Genomic DNA, 24,905 nt, shown 5'->3' on the forward strand with positions numbered 1-24,905 from the left:
GCAAACCGCCAAGGGAGTGCCCGACATGATCAGCACCAGAACAGGCTCACTCAGCCTGCTGGCCGGCGCGATGCTGCTGGCCAGCGCTGGCGCCTTTGCCAACGTGGAACCGGTCGCGCCCCAGGCGGGCAAGCCGGCCACTGTGACCAAGGAGCTGCAACAGGCCAAGACCTACACCGTCAGCAGCGCGCCGACCGAGGCGCTGCAACTGGCCAAACCGACCCTGCCTGACCTTTCCGGTTTCACCGCCGAAGCCGCTGCGGCGAAGATCGTGCGCAGCAAGCCGGGCAAGATCAGCGTGCGCCGGATGATGCAGGAAAACGCCCTGAAGGACTTCATCGGCGGCGATAACAAGATGGCCGAATGGGTGGTGCGTCAGCACGGTATCCCGCAGGCGATCTTCATCGACGACGGCTACATGAACCTCAAGGATCTGGCGAAGAAACTGCCCAAGCAGTACTTCAGCGAGACCGCGCCGGGCGTGTATCTGGCGAAACTGCCGATCGTGGTCGGCGAAAAAGGCATCCTCGAAATCGACGGTCAGACCCAGGAACTGCGCCTGTCGCAAGAGGCCGGTTCGTTCCTGGTCAACGATGGCCAGTTGTTCGTGCGTGACACCAAAGTCACTGGCTGGCGCGAGAAGGAAAACGGCCCGGCAACCTTCCGTTCGCCGAAGGAATTCCGTCCGTTCCTGCTCGCCTGGGGCGGCACCGAGACCTACATCGTCAACAGCAAGATGGCCAGCTTCGGCTACGCCAACAGTAAGTCGTACGGGGTGAGTATTTCCCAGTACACGCCGAACATGGCCAAGGTGCTCAAGCGTCCTGAACCGACCGGCTGGATCGTCGGCTCCGAGTTCTCGGACATGTGGTACGGCTTCTACTGCTACGAAACCAGCGACTTTGTGGTCAAGGGCAACACCTACAAAGACAACATCGTCTACGGCATCGACCCGCACGACCGTTCGCACCGGCTGATCATTGCCGAGAACACCGTGTACGGCACGAAGAAGAAGCACGGGATCATTATTTCCCGTGAGGTCAACGACAGCTTCATCTTCAACAACAAGAGCTACGACAACAAGTTGTCGGGCCTGGTGATCGACCGTAACAGCATCAACAACATCATTGCCTACAACGAGATCTACAAGAACCACACCGACGGCATCACGCTCTATGAGTCTGCCGACAACCTGTTGTGGGGCAACAAGGTCATCAGCAACCGGCGTCACGGCATCCGTATTCGTAACAGCGTGAACATTCGCCTCTACGAAAACATCGCCATGGCTAACGGCCTGACCGGCGTCTACGGGCACATCAAGGACCTGACCGACACCGACCGTGACATCAAGCTCGACCCGTTCGATGCCCAGGTCTCGCTGATCGTCGTCGGCGGCGAACTGGCGGCCAATGGCAGCGGCCCGCTGTCGATCGATTCGCCGTTGAGTGTCGAGTTGTATCGCGTGTCGATGCTGGCGCCGACCAAATCCAGCGGCATCAGCTTCAACGGCATCCTCGGCGAGCGCCAGGATGAAATTCTCGACTTGCTGGTGCGCCAGCAGAAAGCCGTGCTGATCGACCCTGTCGAACGCCAGACCGAAATGCGGGACTGAGGATAATTTTTATGCACCCACACATGATCAAACTGCTCAGCCTCTCGGCCCTGACCCTTGGCATTCTCGCCGCTGGCAACGCGCGTGCCGACGCTGGCAGTGAAACGGCCGCGCCGCCGAAATTCACCGCTGAGCCATGCTGCAACCTGTGCCCGGCCGCCCATGACGCGAAGAACTACACCACGCGTTATCAGCAGAACTTCACCACGCTGGTGCAGGCCCAGGGCGACTGGTTGTTCCGGACCCAGGAAGACCTGCGTACCGAGTTCAACACCACGCCGGCCGGCTACAAGCGCCTGCAACAACTGCACGATGCGTTCAAGAGCAAAGGCGTCGAGCTGGTCATCGTTTACCAGCCGACCCGTGGCCTGGTGAACCGCAACAAGCTCAACCCGCAGGAAAAAGCCGCGTTCGATTACGAGAAAGCGCTGGGCAACTACAAGACCATGCTCGGCCGTTTCGCGCAGATGGGTTACGTGGTGCCAGACCTGTCACCACTGACCAACGAATCGCTGCCGGACACCCTGCCCGCCCACGATTTCTACTTCCGTGGCGACCAGCACTGGACGCCTTACGGTGCACAGCGCACGGCGAAAATCGTTGCCGAGAAGGTCAAGCAGATCCCGGCTTTTGCCGACATTCCCAAGCGTGAGTTCGAGACCAAGAAGTCCGGGCGCATGGGCAAGACCGGTACCCTGCACAACATGGCCGGGCAACTGTGTGGCACCAGTTACGCGATCCAGTACATGGACCAGTTCACCACCGAGCCGAAAGGCGAAGCGGGTGACGGCGACCTGTTCGGCGATTCCGGCAATCCGCAGATCACTCTGGTCGGTACCTCGCACAGCGGCAAGAACTACAACTTCGCCGGTTTCCTCGAAGAAGCCATCGGCGCCGACATTCTCAACGTTGCCTTCCCCGGCGGCGGTTTTGAAGGTTCGATGCTGCAGTACCTCGGCAGCGAGGAATTCCAGAAGTCGCCACCGAAGATCCTCATCTGGGAATTCTCGCCGCTGTATCGCCTCGACCAGGAAACCATCTATCGCCAGATGATGGCCTTGCTCGATAACGGCTGCGAAGGCAAAGACGCGCAGATGACCGGCAGCGCCACGCTGAAGCCGGGCAGCAAACAGGAACTGATGGTCAACAGCAAGAACCTGAACCTGCAGAACGCCAACCATCAGGTCGACATCCGCTTCGCCGACACCTCGGTGAAAACCCTGCAAGCCACCCTCTGGTACATGAACGGTCGCCACGAGGACATCAAGATCGAGAAACCGGAAACCTCCGACACCGACGGTCGTTTCGCCTTTGAGCTGCGCACGGACGAAGACTGGGCCTCGCAAAACCTGCTGGCCGTAGAAGTCCAGGGGCCTGAAGCCAAGCCCGGCGCCGCGCCACAAAAAGTCGAAGCGAAAATCTGCAAACGCAACGTATTCCCGGGCGCCGGTCAACAGACCGCGCAGCTTGGGCAATGAGGTCTGCTATGCGAAATCGAACGATCAAACACCTGCTCGCGCCTTCCCTGCTGACCCTGGCAATGTTCGCCGGGGCCACCCAGGCCGCCGCGCCACTGCGTCCGCCACAGGGCTACTTCGCCCCGGTGGATAAATTCAAGAGCGGCGACAAAAGCGACGGTTGCGATGCGATGCCGGCGCCGTACACCGGCCCGCTGCAATTTCGCAGCAAGTACGAAGGTTCGGACAAGGCCCGCGCGACGCTGAACGTGCAGTCGGAAAAAGCCTTTCGCGACACCACCAAAGACATCACCACGCTGGAGCGCGGCACCGCCAAGCGCGTCATGCAGTTCATGCGCGACGGTCGTCCGGAACAGCTCGAGTGCACGCTGAACTGGCTGACCGCGTGGGCCAAGGCTGATGCGTTGATGTCCAAGGACTTCAACCACACCGGCAAGTCGATGCGCAAATGGGCGCTGGGCAGCATGGCGTCTTCGTACATTCGCCTGAAGTTCTCCGACTCGCATCCACTCGCGCAGCATCAGCAGCAAGCGCAGTTGATCGAGGCGTGGTTCAGCAAGATGGCCGATCAGGTGGTCAGCGACTGGGACAACCTGCCGCTGGAAAAAACCAACAACCACTCGTACTGGGCCGCCTGGTCGGTGATGGCCACCGCCGTCGCCACCAACCGCCGCGACCTGTTCGACTGGGCCGTGAAGGAATACAAGGTCGGCGTCAATCAGGTCGATGCCGACGGCTACCTGCCCAATGAGCTCAAGCGCCAGCAACGCGCCCTCGCCTATCACAACTACGCCCTGCCGCCGCTGGCGATGATCGCCAGTTTCGCCCAGGTCAACGGCGTCGATCTGCGTCAGGAAAACAATTCAGCGCTCAAGCGTCTGGGTGATCGGGTGTTGTCCGGGGTGAAAGATCCGGACGAGTTCGAAGAAAAGAACGGCAAAGAACAGGACATGACCGACCTGAAAGAGGACATGAAATTCGCCTGGCTCGAACCGTTCTGCACGCTCTACACCTGCGCGCCGGATGTGATCGAGAAGAAACGCGACATGCAACCGTTCAAGACCTTCCGCCTGGGTGGCGACCTGACCAAGGTTTACGACCCTTCGCATGAGAAGGGCAATAAAGGTTCCTGACAGGCGAAGAGCAAAAGCCCCTCACCCTAGCCCTCTCCCGGAGGGAGAGGGAACTGACCGGGGTGGCTGTGCGAACTGCGGCAAAAGAAATACCAGGTCGATCTCAGGCTTTGAAAAGCAGTGAGATCAGGCTGCAAGGCAATACCGAGTCGATCTCCTTTTCTGAAAACCATGGAGATCAGGCTCCCTCTCCCTCCGGGAGAGGGCGGGGGGTGAGGGGCGCGGTCTGATGGCCAGCTCCGACCTCAAGCAAACACTGTGTCACCCCTCCACTACCACGGGGGGTTTGGGGGGGCTTTGGCCCTTGACTGTTGATTCAAACATGGAGAGATCGGGATGGTATTTTCATCCAACGTGTTCCTGTTTCTGTTCTTGCCGATCTTTCTCGGCTTGTACTACTTGAGCGGGCAACGCTATCGCAACCTGCTGCTGCTGATCGCCAGCTACGTGTTCTACGCCTGGTGGCGTGTGGACTTCCTCGCGCTGTTCGCAGCCGTCACGCTATGGAACTACTGGATCGGCCTGAAAGTCGGTGCCGCCGGCGTCAGGACCAAACCGGCCCAGCGCTGGCTGCTGCTCGGCGTGGCCGTCGACCTGTGCATCCTTGGCTACTTCAAGTACGCCAACTTCGGTGTCGACAGCATCAACGCGATGATGACGTCGGTGGGTCTGGAGCCGTTCATCCTCACGCACGTGCTGTTGCCGATCGGTATTTCGTTCTACATCTTCGAATCGATCAGCTACATCATCGACGTGTACCGTGGCGACACTCCTGCCACGCGTAACCTGATCGACTTCGCGGCATTTGTGGCGATCTTCCCGCACCTGATTGCCGGCCCGGTGCTGCGCTTCCGCGATCTGGCCGACCAGTTCAACAACCGCACGCACACCCTCGACAAGTTCTCCGAGGGCTGCACCCGGTTCATGCAGGGTTTCATCAAGAAAGTCTTCATCGCCGACACCCTCGCCGTTGTTGCCGATCACTGCTTCGCCCTGCAAAACCCGACCACCGGCGATGCCTGGCTCGGCGCGCTGGCGTACACCGCGCAGCTGTACTTCGACTTCTCCGGTTACAGCGACATGGCCATCGGCCTGGGCTTGATGATGGGTTTCCGCTTCATGGAAAACTTCAAGCAGCCGTACATCAGCCAGTCGATCACCGAGTTCTGGCGCCGCTGGCACATCAGCCTGTCGACCTGGCTGCGTGACTACCTGTACATCACCCTCGGCGGCAACCGTAAAGGCACGCTGATGACCTATCGCAACCTGTTCCTGACCATGCTGCTCGGTGGTCTGTGGCACGGCGCGAACATCACTTACATCATCTGGGGCGCCTGGCACGGCATGTGGCTGGCGATCGAAAAAGCGCTGGGCCTGAACACTTCGCCGCGCAGCCTCAACCCGATCCGCTGGGCACTGACTTTCCTGCTGGTGGTGATGGGCTGGGTGATCTTCCGTGCCGAGAACCTGCACGTTGCCGGGCGCATGTACGGCGCGATGTTCAGCTTCGGCGACTGGTCGCTGTCGGAACTCAATCAGGCCAGCCTGACCGGCCTGCAAGTGGCGACTCTGGTGGTGGCTTACGTGACGCTGGCGTTCTTTGGCCTGCGTGATCTGTACACCAACCAGCCACCGGCCAAGACCAAACCTGCGGTCAACGTCGAGGCCGATGGCCCGGCTACCGCAACGCCTGGAATGATCAAGGCAGCGCCTGGCGAAAACCCGGCGAGCATCCATGAACCTGGCTACACCGTCGGCGTCGAAGCCCAGGTGCAACCGGCCTACTGGACCGCTGACTGGTCGCGCTACGTGATGCGCGGGCTGATCCTGCTGCTGTTCATTGCCTCGATTCTCAAACTTTCGGCGCAAAGCTTCTCGCCGTTCCTTTACTTCCAGTTCTGAGGGATCTGACATGACCCGCTCATTACGCATCTTCTACATCGCCCTGTTCCTGGTGACGCTGTTGGTCCTCGGCCTGTGGTCGATTCGCAGCTTCTTCGGCTTCAGCACCAACGCCGATGCAACGGTGCTCAACGGCCGCTGGTCCAAGGCTGTGGAAACCCACTACGACGACGAATTTCCGATCAAGCGTCTGGGCACCAACCTCTGGGCCGCGCTGGATTTCAAACTGTTCAACGAAGGTCGCCCGGGCGTGGTGCTCGGTCGCGATCAGTGGCTGTACAGCGACGAGGAATTCAACCCGATCGTCAACGAAGAGCTGAACCTGCAAGGCAACTACGCGCTGGTCGAAGGCGTGCGCCAGACCCTGAAAGACAAAGGCGTGAAACTGGTAATGGCGATTGTTCCGGCCAAGGCGCGCCTGTATCCGGAACACCTGGATGAAGTGAAACCTTCGAGCATCCACGCAAACCTTTATCAGGATTTCCATGCTCGTGTTGCCGGCGACAAGATCCTCGCCCCTGACCTGCTCGGCCCGTTGCAACAGGCCAAGCAGAACGGTCAGCAAGTGTTCCTGCGCACCGACACCCACTGGACCCCGGAAGGTGCCGAAATCGCCGCCAACACGCTGGCCAAAACCATTGCCGAGAAATTCCCGCTCAGCGGTGAGCCGCAGCGCTTCGTCACCACGCCGGCGGAGACGGTCACGCACAAGGGCGACCTGCGTCTGTTCCTGCCGCTCGATCCGCTGTTCGAAAACATGATGCCGGCACCGGAGCCATTGCAGAAGCGCAACACCGTAGCCGCCGAGCAGCCTGCCGGTGACGACGCCCTGTTCGCCAACAGCGAAGTGCCGGTCGCACTGATCGGCACCAGCTACAGCGCCAACCCGAACTGGAACTTCGTCGGCGCGCTGAAGCAGGCACTGCACAGCGACGTGGTCAATTACGCCGAAGACGGCCACGGCCCGATCCTGCCGATGCTCAGCTACCTGAAAAGCGATGACTTCAAGAACAGCCCGCCACAGGTGCTGATCTGGGAGTTCCCTGAACGATATCTGCCTGTGAACAACGAAATCGGCGACGCCGACCCACAGTGGGTCGCAGAGCTCAAACAAGCCGGCGCCCGCCAACAAAATGTAGCCATCAACACTAAATCCGAGACGCCCGATCGGGCGCAAAACTGAAAGAGAGGTACACCATGACTTTCACTACTACTCCTCGTCGTCTCGCTAAAAGCTTCGCACTGGTTGCTGGCCTCAGCGTACTTTCCGTCCCAGCCTTCGCCGGTGGCGACGCCGCGCTGTACGGCCCGACCGCACCGAAAGGCTCGACCTTCGTGCGTGTCTACAACGCCAGCAACGCTGAAGTCAGCGCCACCGTCGGCAGCACCAACCTGAGCGACATCGCGCCACTGGCCAGCAGCGATTTCAGCTTCATGCCGGGCGGCGACTACAGCGCCAAGGTCGGCAGCCAGACCCTGCCGGTGAAACTCGCCGGTGACCACTACTACACCCTGGTCAACAACGCGTCCGGCGCGCCGCAACTGATCGAAGAGCCGCCGTTCAAGAACAAGCAGAAATCCCTGGTGCGCGTACAGAACCTCAGCGACAAGCCGCTGACCCTGAAGACCGCCGACGGCAAGACCGAAGTGGTGCCGAACGTGGCCGCCAAGGGCCGTGGCGAACGTGAGATCAACCCGGTGAAAGTCAGCCTGGCGCTGTACGAAGGAGACAAGAAAGTCGGCGACGTCAAACCCGTCGCCCTGGAGCGCGGTGAAGCAGCAGTGCTGTACGTCACCGGTAACGGCAGCAACCTGTCGCCAGTCTGGGTGAAACGCCCGGTGTCGACTCGCTAACCCTTTTCAAAACTGCCCCGGCTCTGTGTGGGAGCCGGCCTGCCGGCGATGCAGGCAACTCGGTTGTTCAGATGTACCGAGGTGATGCCATCGCTAGCAGGCTAGCTCCCACAAGGCCCAACCAAATTGATTTTATGGAGTAAACATTATGATTCCGGTGATCTTGTCAGGTGGTAGCGGTTCGCGTCTGTGGCCACTTTCGCGTAAGCAGTTCCCTAAACAGTTCCTGGCCCTGACTGGCGAACACACACTGTTCCAGCAAACCCTGGAACGTCTGGTGTTCGAAGGCATGGACACCCCGATCGTGGTCTGCAACAAGGATCACCGTTTCATCGTCAACGAGCAGTTGGCCAATCGCAATCTGGAATGCCAGCGCATCCTCATGGAACCGTTCGGCCGCAACACCGCACCGGCCGTGGCGCTGACCGCGATGATGCTGGTCAATGAAGGCCGTGACGAGTTGATGCTGGTGCTGCCGGCCGACCACGTTCTGGAAGACCAGAAAGCCTTGCAGCGCGCCCTCGCCCTGGCCACCGTCGCCGCTGAAAATGGTGAAATGGTGCTGTTCGGCGTGCCGGCGACCAAACCGGAAACCGGTTATGGCTACATCAAGTCCACTGGCGATTCGCTGCTGCCGGAAGGCGTCAGCCGCGTCTCGCACTTCGTCGAAAAACCTGACGTCAAGCGCGCCACCGAATACGTCGAATCCGGCGGTTACTACTGGAACAGCGGCATGTTCCTGTTCCGCGCCAGCCGTTTCCTCGAAGAACTGAAAAAGCACGATCCGGACATCTACGACACCTGCCTGCTGACCCTTGAGCGCAGCCAGCAGGACGCCGACACCGTGACCCTCGACGAAGCCACGTTCGCCTGCTGCCCGGACAACTCCATCGACTACTCGGTGATGGAAAAAACCCAGCGTGCCTGCGTCGTGCCGCTGACCGCTGGCTGGAGCGATGTCGGTTGCTGGTCGTCGCTGTGGGAAGTCAACGAGAAAGATGCCAATGGCAACGTCAGCAAAGGCGACGTGGTGATCCAGGACAGCAAGAACTGCATGATCCACGGCAACGGCAAACTGGTCTCGGTGATCGGTCTGGAAAACATCGTCGTGGTCGAAACCAAAGACGCCATGATGATCGCCCACAAGGACAAGGTTCAGGGCGTCAAGCAGATGGTCAACACGCTCAACGAGCAGGGCCGCAGCGAAACCCAGAACCACTGCGAAGTCTATCGTCCGTGGGGCTCGTACGATTCGGTGGACATGGGTGGGCGCTTTCAGGTCAAGCACATCTCGGTGAAGCCGGGCGCGTGCCTGTCGCTGCAGATGCACCACCACCGCGCCGAACACTGGATCGTGGTCAGCGGCACCGCTGAAGTGACCTGTGACGAGAACGTGTTCCTGCTCACCGAAAACCAGTCGACCTACATCCCGATCGCCTCGGTGCACCGTCTGCGCAACCCGGGCAAGATCCCGCTGGAAATCATCGAAGTGCAATCGGGTTCGTACTTGGGCGAAGACGATATCGAACGCTTCGAAGATATCTACGGTCGCTCCACCCCGATCGAACGCGGCGTGTCGGTGAAAACCATCGCGCAGTGATCGCTCGCTAAAACAAGAAGCCCTCGTCCAGCCCGTTGCGTTCCCTATCCGCAGCGGGTTGGGCGGGGGCTTTTTTTGTCCTGATTCTGTGTCGCTTGTATGGCCTCTTCGCGAGCAGGCTCGCTCCCACACTTGAAATGCATTCCCCTGTGGGAGCGAGCCTGCTCGCGAAGAGGCCCGGTCAGACACCGCAAGTCCCGATGCCCATCGCCAACCTCACCTACGCTTAGGTAGGATGACCCTCTATCTCTTCGAGGCTGTGCGACATGTTCATCGGCGTTCTGCTGGTCATCACCTGGCTGATCCTGCTACTGCGCTACCCAGCCAAGGCGCTGCCGGTGTCCGTGGCGGCGGCGATTGGCCTGGGCGTGGTAGCGATGTGGGTCGTGTGGCTGGACAACCGCGAGATCAAGCAACTGGCGCGGCTGGAATTGCGCATTGCCTACACGCCGGATCAATGTCCAGCCGATCGTCCTTTGCAACTGAAGATGAATAACGGCAACGACGTACCGCTGACCGAACTGCGCTGGCGCATCGCGGCCTATGCGCCGGGCGACACTGTCAACCTGGCCGATAACCAATACACTGCTCCACGCTATCGCGGTCCCGGCGAATTGCAGGCTGGCGGCAACTGGGAAGACTGCTTGCCGCTGCCACCACTACGCCCCGGCTATCGCCCGCAAACCCTGGAGTTTCGCGCTGAGCATTTGCAGGGTAGTTTCTCCGACTGATCCCCTCCTCCGATTTTTTGCATAAGGAATGCGCCATGCCCGTTGCGTTGATTACCGGTTGCTCCAGCGGCATCGGCCGCGCCCTCGCCGACGCCTTCAAAGCCGCCGGATATGAAGTCTGGGCCACTGCGCGCAGGGCCGAAGACGTGGCGACGCTAGCCAGCGCCGGCTTCACCGCCATACCACTCGACGTCAATGACAGCGCCGCGCTGGAACAACTGGGCGAGCGCATCAACCGCGAGCATGGCGGCCTCGACGTGCTGATCAACAACGCCGGTTACGGCGCGATGGGGCCGCTGCTCGACGGTGGCGTACCGGCGATGCAGCGGCAATTCGAGACCAACGTGTTTTCGATTGTCGGCGTCACCCGCGCGCTGTTTCCGGTGCTGCGTCGAGCCAAGGGATTGGTGGTGAATATCGGCAGTGTGTCCGGTGTTCTGGTCACGCCGTTTGCCGGTGCCTACTGCGCGTCGAAAGCCGCGGTGCATGCCTTGAGCGATGCCTTGCGCATGGAACTGGCGCCATTCGGCATTCGCGTGATGGAGGTCCAGCCCGGTGCGATTCAATCAAGCTTCGCCAGGAATGCCGGGCATGAAGCCGAGCAATTGATCAATGAGCAATCGCCGTGGTTCCCGTTGCGCGAAGGCATTCGCGCGCGGGCCAAGGCTTCGCAGGATAAGCCGACCCCGGCCACAGAGTTTGCTGCGGTGTTGTTGAAGGCCGTGCAGCAGAGCAAGCCACCGCGGTTGATCCGCATTGGCAATGGCAGCCGGGCGTTGCCTTTGCTCGCGATGTTGGTGCCCAAGGGGTTGCTGGAGTCGGCGTTGATGAAGCGCTTCGGCTTGCGCGCAAAACTCTAGGAAAAGATCGCTCCCCACGCTCGGCGTGGGAGCGCGATGCCCGGGACGCTCTGCGTCTCAAGTCATGACGCAGAGCGTCACGGGCTGCATTCCCACGCGAAGCGTGGGAACGATCAAACTTTAAGACCGCGTTGCCCCCATCGCCAGCAGGCTGGCTCCCACAAAGGATCTCCGGGGCGCTGAAATCCCTGTGGGAGCGAGCCTGCTCGCGAAGGGTACGACTCGGTCTGTCAGAGGTCCGCGGTGGCTTGGTTCACCACCACCGTGCAAGTAATCCCCGCCGCCAGCAAAACACCCTTCGGCACTTCATCAATGTGAATGCGCACCGGCACGCGCTGCGCCAACCGCACCCAGTTGAATGTCGGATTTACATCGGCGATCAACTCGCGGCTTTCCGGGTTGTCGCGGTCGTAGATGCCGCGTGAAATGCTTTCCACATGGCCCTTGAGCACTTCGCCGCTCATCAACTGCATGTCGGCCTTGTCGCCGACTTTCACGTGGGGCAGCTTGGTCTCTTCGAAGAAGCCGTAGACCCAGAACGAGTTCATGTCGACCACGGCCATTTTCGCCTCGCCGATGCGCGCGTAGTCGCCGCGATGCACGTTGAGGTTGGTCACGTAGCCGTCCACCGCCGCGCGCACTTCGGTGCGTTTGAGGTTGAGCTCGGCGGCTTCCAGTTGCGCTTGTGCGTGTTGATAGTCGGCCAGCGCGGCATCGGCGATGTTGCTGGCGTCGTCGCGGTTTTCCTTGGAGATCACCAAGTTGTCGAGGTCAGCCCGGCGATGGGCGTTGACCTTGCGCATCTCCCACGTTGACTTGCGTGCAGCGACCAGCGATTGCGCCTGTTTCACCGCGATGCGGTAGTGCTCGGGGTCGATGCGCATCAGCAGATCGCCCTTCTTCACCAACTGATTGTCACGCACCGGCACCTCGACCACTTCGCCGGTGACGTCGGCGGCGACGTTGATGATATCGGCGCGGACGCGGCCGTCGCGGGTCCACGGCGTGTTCATGTAGTGCTGCCACAACGTGCGGCCGATCCACAGCGCCAGGGCCAGCACCAGCAGGGTTGCGAGCAGGCTGAAAAACTTTTTCATCAAGATCTTCTCAACGGTAGACAGTCAGCGCCATCGCGCCGAACAGACAGGTAAACAGGCTCAGACGCAACAGCGCCGGGTGCCAGAAGAAGCGGTACAGATCGAGCCCCGAGAGAAACCGGTCGAGCGCCCAGGCCAGCGCCGCCGCGATGAAAAACATCAGGGTCATGGTCGGCATGTACACGCCGTGGAAAGCGATTTCACGAGGCACGGGCAGGTCCTTCGGAGCGGGCGATGGCGTATTCGGCGAGCGGTGATTGCGGGTCGAGCAGCGAGGTGCGGATGAAGTGCAGATAGCTCTTCACCCGACGCAGCGCCGAGGTATCGAAATGTGGCGCGAACGGCTCGTCGGTGGCCGCGACGCGACTGATCGCATGATCGACGGCGACCAGCGCGCGCTCCAGATTGCTCGAGTTGGGTTGCAGAAACAGCCGCACCAGCGCCCGGCCCATCACGCGGATCGCCTGACGCCATGGCTGCGATTCGGTGTAGGCCGGATGCACCGGCAGAATCGCCTGTTCCTTGCGCAACTCGATGATCGCGTGGCCGACTTCCAGGACCACGAACATCCAGCGCAGCAGGTTCTTCTGCACCTTCGGCTGGCCGGCGGCGAGGCCATAGGCCTGATGCAGCAGATCGCGGGTGCGGCTTTCGAAACTCGACGCCAGGCCTTTGAGTTTGCCGCTGATGGCATAGACCACTTGCCCGCGCAGATCCTGCTCCAGTCGCTGCCACAACCAGCGACTGTTGGGCGGCAGAATGATTGCCCCCGCCGCTGCGCAAACCAGCATGCCCATGACCATGGCGATGTAGTCGTTGATGAAGGTGTAGGGGTTGTAGATCGTCAGGTTGTCCGGCACTGAACCGGTGCTGAAAAAGATCAACAAACCGAGGCCGACCCCGGCGTATTGCGGCCGCGAGGTGAGAAACGAACCGAGCACGATCACCGGTGCGAGCATCATGCACAGCAGTGGAAAACCGTCGATCAGCGGAAACAGGAAAAACATCTCGACGAAGCCGATCAATGCACCCAGAAATGTGCCGCAGGCCATCTGGAACGCCATGCGTTTGGGGTTCGGCGTCGCTGCGGACAAGCCCACGGTGGCGGCGGCAATCAGGGTCATCGTCGCGCCGCTCGGCCACGCCGTGGCGACCCAATAACTGCCTAGCAAAAGCAGAATGAACGAGGCGCGAATCCCGGAAGCGGCGGCCGCCCACCAGTTGGTCTGCGGCGTAAACGGTTCGTCCCAGCGCTCGCGTTCGTGGCGGTGCTCGGCGAGGGAGGCGTGGGTCTGGGCGTAGCCGTGCAGGTCGTCGACGAAGCGATAAAGCAATTCGTACGCGGTGTGGAAATCCAGTTGCTCGGCGTCGCTTGGCGCGGTCTCCTGAAACAGCCCGCGCAGGGTGCGCACGCGTGCCGGCAAACCATCCTTGTAGATCGCCAGCGCTGTCGCCAGACGTGCGGCATCGGGGCTGGTCAGGGCGCGGCCGCTGAAACCGTCGAGCACTTCGGCAAGGTCCTGCAGACCCGGTTTGATCGCCGCGACCACATGTTCCTCGCCATTGCCGCGCAAGCGTTCAAGCAACTGGTGCAGGGCGTTGAAGCGCGTGGTGACGCCCATGAATTCGCTGTTCAAACGGCTCAGCCGACCATTGCGCCGACGCATGTGCGGGTCTTCGAACACGGTCACGCTGCGCAGCCCTTCCAGGCCCACGGCTTCGGCGATGAAGCGCACGTTACTGGCCTCGAAGGCTTCGGCCTGGCTACGCCCGCGCAGGCCATCGGTGACGAACAGCGCGAACACCCCGAAGCGCTGATACAAGGCGTTGCGCATCGCCGCGCTGGCGGTCTGCGGCAGAATCGCCGCGCTGATCAGGGTGGCGCAGAGAATCCCCAGGGAGATCTCCAGCACCCGCCACACGGCCGCCATGAACGCGCCGTCCGGGTGCGCCAGCGCCGGCAAACCGACCATCGCCGCGGTGTAACCGGCCAGCACGAAACCGTAGGCGCGGAAGTTACGGCAACGTGCGGCACCGGCCGAGCAGATGCCGACCCAGATCGCCAGCGAGCCGAGGAACAGTTCGGTGTTCTGCGCGAACAATGCGATCAGCGTGACCATCATCGCCGACCCGGCCAGTGTGCCGAGAAAGCGATAAAAACTCTTGGCGAACACCTGACCGCTCTGCGGTTGCATGACGATGAACACGGTGATCATCGCCGTGCGCGGTTGCGGCAATTCCAGGCGCATCGCCAGCCACAAGGTCAGGAATGCGGCGATCAACACTTTGAAAATGTAGACCCAGGTCACGCCATCGCTGCGCGCCCAGTCAAAGAAACCGCGGCGCCATTCCAAGGTGTAGAGCCAGCGTATGGGTGCGGACAAGGGGGTCATTGGAAGTACTCAAAATAATCAGGCAAAACGCGGCCCCTGTAGGAGTGAGCCTGCTCGCGATAGCGATTTCATATTCAACAAATCTGTCGGCTGATACACCGCTATCGCGAGCAGGCTCACTCCTACAAGGGGTTGTGTGTTGAACGCAGCAGTGCCGGGGTTTTCGGCGCCTGGGTCTGCTCGGCACTCGGCACGTCGCTGCCGGCACCGAGGCCGCCACCCAACGCCGTCACCAGTTCGGCATGCGCACTCAACCGCGCCGCCTGCACCTGCTGCTGCACCTGCTGCTGTTTGAACAGCAAGGTCTGCGCGTTGAGCACGTTGAGGTAATCGGTGAGGCCGCGCTGGTAAGCGATCATCGCGATGTCGTAAGTCTTCTGCGCCGTGGCCACCGACTCGGCGGCGAAGCCCTGCTGCTTGTCCATCGACTCGCGGCGGATCAACTGGTCGGAGATGTTCTTCAGCGCGTTGATCAGCGTCAGGTTGTAGTGCGCCACGGCGATGTCGTAACCGGCCGCCGCCTCGCCCAACTCGGCACGCAATCGCCCGCCATCGAAGATCGGCAACGAGATCGCCGGGCCGACGTTGTAGTTGAGTTTCTTGCCAGTCAGAAACTCCAGCGCGCCGCCACCGGTGGCCATATAGCCGAGGCTGCCGACCAGATCGACGTTGGGATAAAAACCCGCTTGAGCGACATCGATGCCGCGCGCCTGGGCCGCCACTTGCCAGCGACTGGCGACCACGTCGGGACGCTGGCCGAGTAGTTCGGCGGGCAAGGCCGAAGGCAATTTCACCGCCGCACCGAGGGCCAGCGTCGGCCGCTGCAATTGCGCACCGGCCCCCGGCCCTTGGCCGGCGAGCGCGGCGATCTGGTTGCGGCTCAGGGCGATTGCTTCGTCCAGCGCATCGAGCTGGCGATGGGTTTCCGGCAGCGGCGTTTCGGCCTGGCTGACTTCGAAGTGCGTGCCGATCCCGCCGTCCAGACGCTTCTGCGCCAGATCGACAATCTGCTGCTGTTGCGCCAGTGTCGCGGCGACGATGTCGCGCTGGGCGTAATGCAGCGACAGTTCGATGTAGGCGCGCACGATGTTGTTCTGCAATTCGAGCTGCGCCAGCCGCGCCTCGGCAACGCTCATGTGCGCCAGATCCACGGCGCGCTCACTGGCGTTGCTCTCACGGCCCCAGAGGTCGAGCGCATAGCTGAAACCCAGCGCGGCGTTGTTGTCCCAGGTCGTCGTATTGGCCAGCTCGCCGGGGCCGTAGAACTGATCGGTCGGCCAGTTGTGCCGTTTGAGTGTCGACTCGCCATTGACCTGCAACGACTCGGCCGCCTCGGCGACACCGGCCAGCGCCTTGGCCTGGCGCACCCGCGCGGCGGCCATGGCCATCGTCGGGCTGCCTTGCACGGCGAGGTCGATCCAGTGGTTGAGTTGCGGGTCGCCGTAGGCTCGCCACCATTGCGCGCTGGGCCAATGGGCGTCACGGGCGGCGTGGGCGATGGCCTCGTCGGTGGCCAGCGAATTGGCCGCCAATGCCTCGCTGTGCGGGGCGATTCCTTGCGTTGAGATGCAGCCGCCAAGACCCAGGGTGAAAGCCAGAACACTGAGCGGCAAAAGCGCTCTGTTGATGCGACGCGGCACAGCTGCGAATTCCTGAAAAGGGGATAAACCGGGACTTAGTGGGAGCGAGCCTGCGCGCGAACGCAGCACCTCGGTTCGGGCTGAACAACCGGCCTGTGCGCCTCGACTCCCACAACGGCGCAATTCTAGGGGGGCGCCATTACGGCGATAAGCTGGGTTTTCTGTGAATCTTTGTTACGGTTAACGTGATAATCCCTAAGTCGGGGGTCTCGCCCCGGAAACTTCGTGTCACAATTTGCCATCTCCCTTGAGAGCACCCCATGGACACCTTGCAAAACATGCGCGCCTTCAGTTGCGTCGCCGAAGCCGGCAGCTTCACCGCCGCCGCCGTGCAACTCGACACCACCACCGCCAACGTCTCGCGCGCGGTTTCCAACCTCGAAGCCCACCTGCAAACCCGCCTGCTCAACCGCACCACGCGGCGCATCGCCCTCACCGAGGCCGGCAAGCGCTACCTGCTGCGCTGCGAGCAGATCCTCGCCTACGTCGAGGAAGCCGAGGCCGAAGCCAGCGACGCCCACGCCCGCCCCGCCGGGCAGCTGAAAGTGCACACCATGACCGGCATCGGCCAGCACTTCGTCATCGACGCCATCGCCCGCTATCGCAAGACCCACCCGGACGTGACCTTCGACCTGACCATGGCCAACCGCGTACCGGACCTGCTCGACGAAGGCTATGACGTGTCCATCGTGCTCGCCAGCGAACTGCCGGACTCGGGTTTCGTCTCGCAGCGTCTGGGCATCACCTACAGCATCGTCTGCGCCTCACCGGCCTACGTGAAAGCCAACGGCGCCGCACAAAAACCCAGCGACCTGCTCAACCACGCCTGCCTGCGCCTGGTCAGCCCGGTCATCCCCCTGGAAAAATGGGCCTTCGACGGCCCTGACGGCCAGGAGATGGTCACGATCAACAGCTCACCGTTTCTGGTGAACTCCGCCGACGCCATGAAAACCGCGATCACCAGCGGCATGGGCGTGGGCGTACTGCCGGTGTACGCCGCCATCGAAGGCCTGCGCAACGGCACCCTGGTGCGAGTGATGCCGAACTACCGCTCGCAAGAGCTCAACCTGTATGCAATCTACCCGTCGCGGCAGTATCTGGATGCGAAGATCAAGACGTGGGTCGAATACCTGCGCGGCTCGTTGCCGGAAATACTGGCGGCGCATCAGGCGGAACTGGCCGCGTATGAATTGAGCGGGAGTCTGGCCGGGGCACGGGTTGCGAACTGATGTTTAAACATCTACAGGTTCAGGAGCTGACGAGCGCGAAGAGGCTGCGATCTTTTGACTCAGGAGTTTAAAATCAAAAATCGCAACCTACGGCAGATCACGGCGATTTCAGAAACTTTCCAGATGGGTTTACGGATTGTCAGTCACAACGGCGTGTCCGAACCATGCACCTTGCTGGCGGGGAAACTCACACACCCTGATGATGCGGAGCTTCCCTTTACATCGACGTTACAAAAGCACCGATGGGCGATATATCAAAGGACTATTACCTCATTGGTGCTCTAAACCCTCAACGTTTCTAAACGAACCGACTGCTTTCAGTTCAGGTTCTGATGAATCGTTTTGTACATTCAGATTGAAATTTGCCGAAAATGTGCCTCTATCTTTATTGAATTTCAAATCAACTGTTCCGCTGCCGTAAACACCTGGATAAGGAGTAATTTCCGTCCACTCCGGGAACTCTTCGGTCAAATTGTAGCTTATATAAATTCCGGATTTTTCATTGTACACATGTTCAATGCTATCGATTGAAGCTGGAAAACGAATGCTCAGCCGCCCTGAACGTGTTTGGTCAAATTGCCGTTTGGCACTGACATATACTTCATTGCCATCCGTTGAGAATGTCAATACATTGCCCTTGAACAGCTCAAGACCAGTGACCTCAACGTCGGCCACACCTGTTACATTTTTTTTCGATTGAGAGTTAATACGCACTTTGTTCATCGCAATAAATTCCTTTTAAATTCCTTGGTTCGCATATCAAAAAATAATACGCGGACACAGGGTGGCATGCAGAAACTCGTCACACACCTGATAGAAATGACAGTCAAACAAAATTATTTGCTATCAAAAAGATAACATTCAATATCATTAGCTATAACCTCATCCTCACCGGCTATCTCAGGTGAAACCACAGCCCCGAGGACAACCCGATGCAGAAATGATAGCTTGCTTGGCAATAATGCCCATCGACGAGCCTCTGCCAATGAAAAAAACAGTCCTGGCCTTCAGCCGCATCACCCCGCCCATGATCGAACGCCTGCAAGAGGAATTCGACGTCATAGTCCCCAACCCAAAGGCCGGGGACATCAACGCCCAATTCAACGAAGCCCTGCCCCACGCCCACGGCCTGATTGGCGTCGGTCGCAAACTCGGCCAGGCACAGCTCGAAAGCGCGACAAAACTCGAAGTGGTCTCCAGCGTCTCCGTCGGCTACGACAACTACGACCTCGACTACTTCAACCAACGCGGGATCATGCTCACCAACACCCCCGACGTCCTCACCGAAAGCACCGCCGACCTCGCCTTCGCCCTGATCATGAGCAGCGCCCGCCGCGTCGCCGAACTCGACGCCTGGACCAAGGCCGGCCAATGGCAAGCCAGCGTCGGCGCGCCCCTGTTCGGTTGCGACGTCCACGGCAAAACCCTGGGCATTGTCGGCATGGGCAACATCGGCGCCGCCGTCGCTCGCCGCGGCCGTTTCGGCTTCAACATGCCGATCATCTACAGCGGCAACAGCCGCAAGACCGAACTGGAAAAGGAACTCGGCGCGCAATTTCGCAGCCTCGAGCAACTGCTCGCCGAAGCCGACTTCGTCTGCCTGGTGGTGCCGCTCAGCGACAAGACCCGCCACCTCATCAGCCATCGTGAACTGGCGCTGATGAAGCCGAACGCAATTCTCGTCAATATTTCTCGCGGCCCGGTTGTCGATGAACCGGCGCTGATCGAAGCCCTGCAAAACCAGCGCATCCGTGCCGCCGGGCTGGACGTCTATGAAAAAGAACCGCTGGCCGAGTCGCCGCTGTTCCAACTGAGTAACGCCGTGACCCTGCCGCACATTGGCTCGGCCACCACTGAAACCCGTGAGGCCATGGCCAATCGCGCACTGGCCAACCTGCGCAGCGCCCTGCTCGGCGAGCGCCCGCAGGATCTGGTCAACCCGCAAGTCTGGCGCGGCTGAAAAACAACGGGCAAATGCACAGTGCACTTGCCCGTTAGTTATAGATACACAACTTGAAATTGAACAACGGCCAAAGTTCTACAGCCGCACTATAAGCTCTCCGCATCCGTCTATCTAACGACGCACGCCATGGAGAGCCAATATCTTGAATACCCTGACTACCGAAAAACTGATCCGTTACAGCAAAGTTATTCTGATGGCTTACATCAGCTTTTTTGGACTGCTGGTGATGATTCACAACTTTACCGACTATGAGTCAAACTACACTTACGTGGCTCACATCCTGAGCATGGACACCACCACTGCCAGCGAGAACATCAAGTATCGGGCGATTGAATCACCGATGGTTCACCACCGGATCTACTGGTTCATCATCACGATGGAAGTTACCTATACCGTGCTCTGCCTGATAGGCACCTATCAGCTGTATCGGCATATCAACGCTCCCGCCGAAGTTTTCCACGAAGCGAAGAAATTTTCGATCATGGGTATTTTGGCGGCGATCTTTATTTATTACGTTTGCCTGCAAACCGTCGGCGTCGAATGGTTCGACATGGACACTTCGCAATCGTGGAATGCCAAGGACTGGGCCCGGCATATTGTCGATTTCATCTTTCCGGTGATGATTTACATCACCCTGAAAGTAGAGCACTGAAACTCAGTGCTCGATTAATCAAGCCAACTTTCCGGATACGGGTGCTACTGCTGTTTTCGGCTTACGAAATACCAGCACGTTGCCCAGCATCACCAGAACCAGACCGATCAGCGCCGGTGCTGTCCATTGATAACCTTCGGCAAAGGCCGAGACGTTCAACGCCACCACCGGGAACAGCACCGTGCAGTACGCCGCGCGCTCCGGGCCCATGCGCCCGACCAGCGTCAGATAGGCAGTGAAACCGATCACCGAACCCGGAATCACCAGATACAGCAGCGCGCCGACATAACGCGAACTCCAATCCATGTCGAACGGAATGCCTTTGACCAGGCACCACAGCGTCAGCATCGCCGCGCCATAGGCCATGCCCCAGGCATTGGTGGTCAGCGGTCTGAGGCCGGCTTTCTGTTGCAGGCTCGAGAGCATGTTGCCCGCCGAAAAACACAAGGTCCCACACAGCGCCAGACCAAGCCCCAGCAGCGTCTGCGGAGTGGCTTGATGCCCGGCCAGTTCCGGCCAGAACAGCAGGCCCAGACCGAACAAACCGAGCCCGCCGCCCATCAGCACGTTGCGAGCGATGCGCTGACCGAAGAACACCCGCGCGTTGAGGGCATTCCACAGCGTCGCCGTAGAGAACACCACCGCGACCAGACCGCTGGGAATCCATTGGCTAGCGGTGAGGAAGCACATGAAGTTCACGCAAAACAGGCACAGCCCCTGCGCCACACAAATCAGATGGCCGCGACGATTCATCGGCTGCAAACGACGGCTGAGCAACAGCAGCGCAAACAGCACCAGCGCAGCGAGGCCGAAGCGGTAGACGATCGACACCGGTATCGCCACCACGCCTAATTGCCATTTCAGGGCAATCCAGGTGGTACCCCAGATCACTACGGTCAACAAATACAACGACAGGTTCATAACGCACTCTCCTCGACAGGCCTTGAGTGTCGGTGTGGTGCCGCTGCGCGTGCTTGCAGATTCTTGCGCTTTTCTCGGATGACGGGCTGGCAGCCTGACGTCTACGGAGTAGCATGCAAGGCGTCGGAGAAAATCACCCATGGCCGCAATCGATACCCTGCAAGTCTTTCAAGAGCTCAACAGCTCACCGAACGCCCGCCTGGTGCACAGCGCCGAGCTCGGCGACGGCTTGTCCGCCGCGGTATGGACCAATCACCACGACGCCCGCGAATATTCCGCGCCGGGTCACCACACCGTGTCCTGCTACATCGCTGGCGGCACCGGCACATTTCGGCGCGGCCAACCGCAGCAAAAGGGTGCGCCGGACAAGCTGTGCATTCTGCCGGCCGAGCATGAGTCGGGCTGGGTGGTCAACGGCGACATTCGCCTGGCGCACCTGTATTTCAGCGCCGAACAATTCGCCCTCGGCTGCGTGACCCTGCTCGACCGCGAGCCGCGCGAGATGCAGTTGCGCGAGCATACCTTCCTCGAAGACCCACAACAGGCACAACGCTTTCGCCAACTGCTGGCGCTGAATTGGGACGAACCCGCCGAGCGCTTGCTGACCAGCAGCATCGCCCACGAATTGATCAGCCACACCTTGCTCAGCCAGGTCGGTGCACGGCAGGGCTTGCGCTTGAAGGGCGGACTGGCGGCACATCAACGCCGACAACTGGTGGCGTACATCGACAGTCAATTGGCCGAGCCGATCAGCCTCGGGCAACTGGCCGGATTGTGTGCGCTGTCGGAATACCATTTTGCACGGATGTTCCGCACAAGCTTCGGGCTGCCACCGCATCAGTATGTGCTGGCGCGGCGTCTGGATCGGGCGCGGCAGATGTTGCGCGGGACCCTGCTGCCACTGGGTGAGATTGCGCTGGCGTGCGGATTTGCCAGTGCGAGTCATTTCACCAATCGGTTTCGCCAGGTATTGGGCGGGACACCGGGGGAGTATCGGCAGGCGTTTTTGCGTTGAGCCCTTCTCCCCTCACCCTAACCCTCTTCCATAGGGAGAGGGAACCGACCGAGGTGTCTGGCGTTGTACATCGACGTGAATGACCGAGTCGATTATGGATTCGGTAAAGGGATCACATCGCCGGAGTTCTCCAATATCCCTCGGTAAGTCCCCTCTCCCTCCGGGCGGTCCGACGTTTCGGGAGGGCTAGGGTGAGGGGCCTTTGATCTTGCCTTAAAACTCCAGCGTACTCGACAAAGAAACCTGCCGCGCATCCCCCATCGACACAAAGAACCGGCTCGCCGAAGACGTGTAATACGTGCGGTCAAACAGGTTCTTCACGTTCAGCTGAAACTTGACCTTCTGCCCTTCAACCCTGGTGTCGTAAGTGGCAAACGCATCAGCCACGGTGTAGCTCGGCAGGTCAAAGTCATTCACCGCGTTCCCCGCGCGCTCACCGACATACCGCGCGCCTGCACCGACGCGCAACTGGTCGCCGCCCAGCACGCTGCCGAAGTCATACACCGCCGACAACGAGCCGGAATACTTCGCCACGTTTTGCAGGCGCTTGCCTTTGTATTCCGGATCTTCGGTGACTTCGGCATCGGTGTAGGCGTAGCTGCCGATCATGCTCCAGCGGTCACTGAGCTGACCGCTTAAATCCACCTCGAGGCCGCGTGAACGTACTTCACCGGCAGCACTGTAAAGCGTCGTCGGGCCTTCGGCGTTAGCCACCAGTACGTTGCGTTTCTTGATGTCGAACAACGCGACGTTGCCGGTGATGCGCCCCGGCAGATCCAGGCGCGCGCCCAGCTCCCATGACTTGGCTTCTTCCGGCGCGATGCTGCCGTCGAGCACGGTGCTGCTACCGCTTAGCGGGGCAATGGTCGAGTTGGGTTTGAACGATTCGGTGTAGCTGCCGTAGAACGACAAGGCGTCGGTGTAGCGATACACCAGGCCGGCACGCGGCACCCACTTCTGGCCGTTGCTGTCGGTGTTGGCCTTGAACGGCACACCCTTGCCGGCGTACTGGTCGTATTCCTGAAAACGCCCGCCGGCGACCAGGATCCACTGATCGGTGAGGTGGATCGAGTCCTGCATAAACACCGAATCGCTGCGCAGTTCATCGGTCTGTGCGCTGTCCGGCGCGCTGACCGTGGTGCCCATCACTTCGCGGCCATACACCGGATTGACGTAGCTGAAGGTGGTCAGGCTTTTCTGCCGGATCAGGTCTTCGCGGTAGATCTTGCGGTACTCGTCGTCGACGCCGAACACCAGATCATGCTGCATGCCCAGCACGCTGACCTTGCCTTCGAGGCTGGCGGTGGTGAAGCGGTCGGTGCTGATCGCGTTTTGAGTGCCGTCCATGCTGCGGGTCAGCGTGCCTTTTTTAGTGTCGATCGCGGTTACCCGCACCTGACTGGCGTCGTAGGTCTCGCGGTTCCAGCTGTAGCCGAAATGCGCGTTCCAGTCGTCGTTGAGTTGGTGATCGGCTTCGAAATGATAAAGATCCGAGCGCCCTTCCATGTTGTTGAACGGCTCGTCGAGGCGCTGTTTGCGTGAGATGTCCAACGGGTGATTGGTGCGCGGGTCGATCAGCGTGCCGCGGTCGAACGGCGTGAGAAATTCGCGGTGCTCGTAAGCAAAAAGCAACTGAGTGTTTTCACCGAACCAGGCCAGTGACGGTGCAATCAGGGTTTCGCGATGAGTACCGAAGTTGCGCCAGTAATCTTCGTCTTCGTGATCCATCACCATTCGATAGGCCAGCCCGGAATCGCCCAGCGCCCCGGTACTGTCGAAGCTGCCGCCGCTGCCATTCTTGCCCTCGCCATAGGTCGAGCCACGCACCGTCAGCGCGTTGTAGGGGGTGAGTTCCGGTTTCTTGCTGACCAGGTTAACCACCCCGCCCGGGTCTTGAATGCCGTAGAGCAACGAGGCCGGGCCCTTGAGCACTTCGACGCGATCGACCGTGGCGTTCATGCCGCGGCCCTGCACGATCGGCATGCCGTCGCGCATGATCGAGCCGTTGCGATTGTCGCCAAAACCGCGGGTCATCACCGAGTCCTGAGTGCTGCCCAACGTGTTGCCCTGGGTGATGCCGCTGACATTGGCCAGCGCATCGTCGAGATTGCGCGGCGCCTGATCGCGGATCACCTGGGCCGGGATGACATTGACGGTCTGCGGAATCTCCTGCAACGACGCCGAGGACCGCATCACCGAACTGGTCTCCGGTGGCTGATAACTGGTCGAGTCGTCACGCGTCGAAGTGATGGTAGTGGCGCCGAGGTTCAGCGCGCCTTCGGTGGGTTTGGGCTCAAGCGCCAGCGTGTGGCTGTCGGTGCGGCGGAAGTTCAGGCCGGAGCCGCTGAGCAAGCGTTGCAATGCCTGTTCGGCGCTCATCTCACCGTTGACCGCCGGTGCCGTCAGCCCGTACGGGGCCTCGTCGGTGTAGACCACGCTTTGCCCGGTGACGCGGCTGAAGTCGCTCAAGGCTTGCGGCAGCGGCTTGGCGGCCAGCGAAAAACTGTACTGCTTTTGCGCCTGGCTGCTGAGCGTTTCAGCGGCCCATGCGACGCTGACCGGCAGCATCGCCAGTGCCGAAAAACTCAACGCCGACCTGCCCAACCACTGTTTGACCGAACCCGATTTTGCCCTGGACTTCATGACTCAATGACCTGTGTAGAACCGCAACGGATGCGAATGACTCGCAGTTTCAGTCACTACACGGATGGGGTCTGGGTTTACCTCACTCATAATCTGAAATTATTTTTGCGGTGACTGATACGGCGCCATCGCGAGCAGGCTCACTCCTACATCTGGAATGCGTTTCCCCTGTAGGAGTGAGC

At 60.3% G+C, this 24,905-nt stretch carries 20 protein-coding genes; 13 read left to right on the plus strand and 7 right to left on the minus strand.

The window, feature by feature from the left end:
- The first annotated feature begins 25 nt into the window (after nt 1–25).
- The 9 genes from algG to J3P75_RS22975 all read left to right on the plus strand — a co-directional run bounded on the left by algG (nt 26) and on the right by J3P75_RS22975 (nt 11,170).
- Nucleotides 26–1,612 (plus strand): mannuronan 5-epimerase AlgG, encoded by a 1,587-nt coding sequence (algG, locus tag J3P75_RS22935; RefSeq protein WP_434708287.1) that lies wholly within the window; start codon nt 26–28, stop codon nt 1,610–1,612.
- Nucleotides 1,613–1,623: 11 nt separating this feature from the next.
- Nucleotides 1,624–3,090, plus strand: a complete 1,467-nt coding sequence (locus J3P75_RS22940; protein WP_206415460.1) for an alginate O-acetyltransferase — start codon at nt 1,624–1,626, stop codon at nt 3,088–3,090.
- A gap of 8 nt (nt 3,091–3,098) precedes the next feature.
- Complete coding sequence (locus tag J3P75_RS22945; RefSeq protein ID WP_434708288.1) at nt 3,099–4,223, plus strand: mannuronate-specific alginate lyase; 1,125 nt, start codon at nt 3,099–3,101, stop codon at nt 4,221–4,223.
- Between the two features lie 336 nt (nt 4,224–4,559).
- Nucleotides 4,560–6,125, plus strand: coding sequence for an MBOAT family O-acyltransferase (locus J3P75_RS22950; RefSeq protein ID WP_090281859.1), 1,566 nt, complete (start codon nt 4,560–4,562; stop codon nt 6,123–6,125).
- A 10-nt stretch (nt 6,126–6,135) separates the two neighbouring features.
- A complete protein-coding gene (locus J3P75_RS22955) occupies nt 6,136–7,308 on the plus strand; it encodes an alginate O-acetyltransferase (RefSeq protein WP_434708289.1) in 1,173 nt (390 codons plus the stop codon).
- A 14-nt stretch (nt 7,309–7,322) separates the two neighbouring features.
- Entirely contained in the window at nt 7,323–7,979 is a 657-nt protein-coding gene (locus J3P75_RS22960) for an alginate O-acetyltransferase AlgF (protein WP_016771605.1), read from the plus strand.
- 148 nt (nt 7,980–8,127) lie between these two features.
- Nucleotides 8,128–9,579: a mannose-1-phosphate guanylyltransferase/mannose-6-phosphate isomerase gene (locus J3P75_RS22965; RefSeq protein ID WP_090281856.1), complete on the plus strand. Its 1,452-nt coding sequence runs from the start codon at nt 8,128–8,130 to the stop codon at nt 9,577–9,579.
- 266 nt (nt 9,580–9,845) lie between these two features.
- Nucleotides 9,846–10,310 carry a multidrug transporter gene (locus J3P75_RS22970; protein WP_434708290.1) on the plus strand — a complete coding sequence of 155 codons (465 nt, stop codon included), beginning with the start codon at nt 9,846–9,848 and terminating at the stop codon, nt 10,308–10,310.
- A 35-nt stretch (nt 10,311–10,345) separates the two neighbouring features.
- Complete coding sequence (locus tag J3P75_RS22975) at nt 10,346–11,170, plus strand: SDR family oxidoreductase (RefSeq protein WP_434708291.1); 825 nt, start codon at nt 10,346–10,348, stop codon at nt 11,168–11,170.
- A 230-nt stretch (nt 11,171–11,400) separates the two neighbouring features.
- Here J3P75_RS22975 and J3P75_RS22980 read toward each other — a convergent pair whose 3' ends face one another.
- The 4 genes from J3P75_RS22980 to J3P75_RS22995 all read right to left on the minus strand — a co-directional run bounded on the left by J3P75_RS22980 (nt 11,401) and on the right by J3P75_RS22995 (nt 16,300).
- Entirely contained in the window at nt 11,401–12,267 is an 867-nt protein-coding gene (locus J3P75_RS22980) for an efflux RND transporter periplasmic adaptor subunit (RefSeq protein ID WP_434708292.1), read from the minus strand.
- 10 nt (nt 12,268–12,277) lie between these two features.
- Nucleotides 12,278–12,478 carry a DUF1656 domain-containing protein gene (locus J3P75_RS22985; RefSeq protein ID WP_434708293.1) on the minus strand — a complete coding sequence of 67 codons (201 nt, stop codon included), beginning with the start codon at nt 12,476–12,478 and terminating at the stop codon, nt 12,278–12,280.
- Nucleotides 12,468–14,660, minus strand: a complete 2,193-nt coding sequence (locus J3P75_RS22990; protein ID WP_434708294.1) for an FUSC family protein — start codon at nt 14,658–14,660, stop codon at nt 12,468–12,470. The genes J3P75_RS22985 and J3P75_RS22990 overlap by 11 nt, the downstream gene beginning before the upstream one ends.
- A gap of 122 nt (nt 14,661–14,782) precedes the next feature.
- The gene (locus J3P75_RS22995; protein WP_434708295.1) at nt 14,783–16,300 is read right to left on the minus strand and encodes an efflux transporter outer membrane subunit; all 1,518 of its coding nucleotides are present in this window, start codon (nt 16,298–16,300) and stop codon (nt 14,783–14,785) included.
- Nucleotides 16,301–16,560: 260 nt separating this feature from the next.
- Here J3P75_RS22995 and J3P75_RS23000 point away from each other — a divergent pair, with 260 nt between their 5' ends.
- Entirely contained in the window at nt 16,561–17,529 is a 969-nt protein-coding gene (locus J3P75_RS23000; RefSeq protein ID WP_208938670.1) for a LysR family transcriptional regulator, read from the plus strand.
- A gap of 270 nt (nt 17,530–17,799) precedes the next feature.
- Here the strand turns inward: J3P75_RS23000 and J3P75_RS23005 are convergent, their stop codons facing one another.
- Nucleotides 17,800–18,252, minus strand: a complete 453-nt coding sequence (locus J3P75_RS23005) for a hypothetical protein (RefSeq protein WP_434708296.1) — start codon at nt 18,250–18,252, stop codon at nt 17,800–17,802.
- A gap of 262 nt (nt 18,253–18,514) precedes the next feature.
- Between J3P75_RS23005 and J3P75_RS23010 the strand changes: the two genes are divergently transcribed.
- Together J3P75_RS23010 and J3P75_RS23015 are read left to right on the plus strand one after the other, a co-directional pair.
- A complete protein-coding gene (locus J3P75_RS23010; RefSeq protein ID WP_434708297.1) occupies nt 18,515–19,489 on the plus strand; it encodes a 2-hydroxyacid dehydrogenase in 975 nt (324 codons plus the stop codon).
- 145 nt (nt 19,490–19,634) lie between these two features.
- A complete protein-coding gene (locus tag J3P75_RS23015) occupies nt 19,635–20,144 on the plus strand; it encodes a DUF2165 family protein (RefSeq protein WP_434708298.1) in 510 nt (169 codons plus the stop codon).
- Between the two features lie 18 nt (nt 20,145–20,162).
- Here the strand turns inward: J3P75_RS23015 and J3P75_RS23020 are convergent, their stop codons facing one another.
- Nucleotides 20,163–21,065: a DMT family transporter gene (locus J3P75_RS23020; RefSeq protein ID WP_434708299.1), complete on the minus strand. Its 903-nt coding sequence runs from the start codon at nt 21,063–21,065 to the stop codon at nt 20,163–20,165.
- Between the two features lie 139 nt (nt 21,066–21,204).
- Here J3P75_RS23020 and J3P75_RS23025 point away from each other — a divergent pair, with 139 nt between their 5' ends.
- Nucleotides 21,205–22,080 carry a helix-turn-helix domain-containing protein gene (locus J3P75_RS23025; protein WP_434708300.1) on the plus strand — a complete coding sequence of 292 codons (876 nt, stop codon included), beginning with the start codon at nt 21,205–21,207 and terminating at the stop codon, nt 22,078–22,080.
- A 213-nt stretch (nt 22,081–22,293) separates the two neighbouring features.
- Here the strand turns inward: J3P75_RS23025 and J3P75_RS23030 are convergent, their stop codons facing one another.
- Nucleotides 22,294–24,723, minus strand: a complete 2,430-nt coding sequence (locus tag J3P75_RS23030) for a TonB-dependent siderophore receptor (protein ID WP_434708301.1) — start codon at nt 24,721–24,723, stop codon at nt 22,294–22,296.
- Between the last annotated feature and the right edge of the window lie 182 nt (nt 24,724–24,905).

The organism is Pseudomonas sp. R1-1, assembly GCF_051132135.1.
Classification (GTDB): Bacteria; Pseudomonadota; Gammaproteobacteria; order Pseudomonadales; family Pseudomonadaceae; genus Aquipseudomonas.

Coding starts and splice junctions, on each gene's coding strand:
- algG (WP_434708287.1), top strand. CDS start 26: ATGATCAGCACCAGAACAGGCTCACTCAGCCTGCTGGCCGGCGCGATG.
- J3P75_RS22940 (WP_206415460.1), top strand. CDS start 1,624: ATGCACCCACACATGATCAAACTGCTCAGCCTCTCGGCCCTGACCCTT.
- J3P75_RS22945 (WP_434708288.1), top strand. CDS start 3,099: ATGCGAAATCGAACGATCAAACACCTGCTCGCGCCTTCCCTGCTGACC.
- J3P75_RS22950 (WP_090281859.1), top strand. CDS start 4,560: ATGGTATTTTCATCCAACGTGTTCCTGTTTCTGTTCTTGCCGATCTTT.
- J3P75_RS22955 (WP_434708289.1), top strand. CDS start 6,136: ATGACCCGCTCATTACGCATCTTCTACATCGCCCTGTTCCTGGTGACG.
- J3P75_RS22960 (WP_016771605.1), top strand. CDS start 7,323: ATGACTTTCACTACTACTCCTCGTCGTCTCGCTAAAAGCTTCGCACTG.
- J3P75_RS22965 (WP_090281856.1), top strand. CDS start 8,128: ATGATTCCGGTGATCTTGTCAGGTGGTAGCGGTTCGCGTCTGTGGCCA.
- J3P75_RS22970 (WP_434708290.1), top strand. CDS start 9,846: ATGTTCATCGGCGTTCTGCTGGTCATCACCTGGCTGATCCTGCTACTG.
- J3P75_RS22975 (WP_434708291.1), top strand. CDS start 10,346: ATGCCCGTTGCGTTGATTACCGGTTGCTCCAGCGGCATCGGCCGCGCC.
- J3P75_RS22980 (WP_434708292.1), bottom strand. CDS start 12,267: ATGAAAAAGTTTTTCAGCCTGCTCGCAACCCTGCTGGTGCTGGCCCTG.
- J3P75_RS22990 (WP_434708294.1), bottom strand. CDS start 14,660: ATGACCCCCTTGTCCGCACCCATACGCTGGCTCTACACCTTGGAATGG.
- J3P75_RS23000 (WP_208938670.1), top strand. CDS start 16,561: ATGGACACCTTGCAAAACATGCGCGCCTTCAGTTGCGTCGCCGAAGCC.
- J3P75_RS23005 (WP_434708296.1), bottom strand. CDS start 18,252: ATGAACAAAGTGCGTATTAACTCTCAATCGAAAAAAAATGTAACAGGT.
- J3P75_RS23010 (WP_434708297.1), top strand. CDS start 18,515: ATGAAAAAAACAGTCCTGGCCTTCAGCCGCATCACCCCGCCCATGATC.
- J3P75_RS23020 (WP_434708299.1), bottom strand. CDS start 21,065: ATGAACCTGTCGTTGTATTTGTTGACCGTAGTGATCTGGGGTACCACC.
- J3P75_RS23025 (WP_434708300.1), top strand. CDS start 21,205: ATGGCCGCAATCGATACCCTGCAAGTCTTTCAAGAGCTCAACAGCTCA.
- J3P75_RS23030 (WP_434708301.1), bottom strand. CDS start 24,723: ATGAAGTCCAGGGCAAAATCGGGTTCGGTCAAACAGTGGTTGGGCAGG.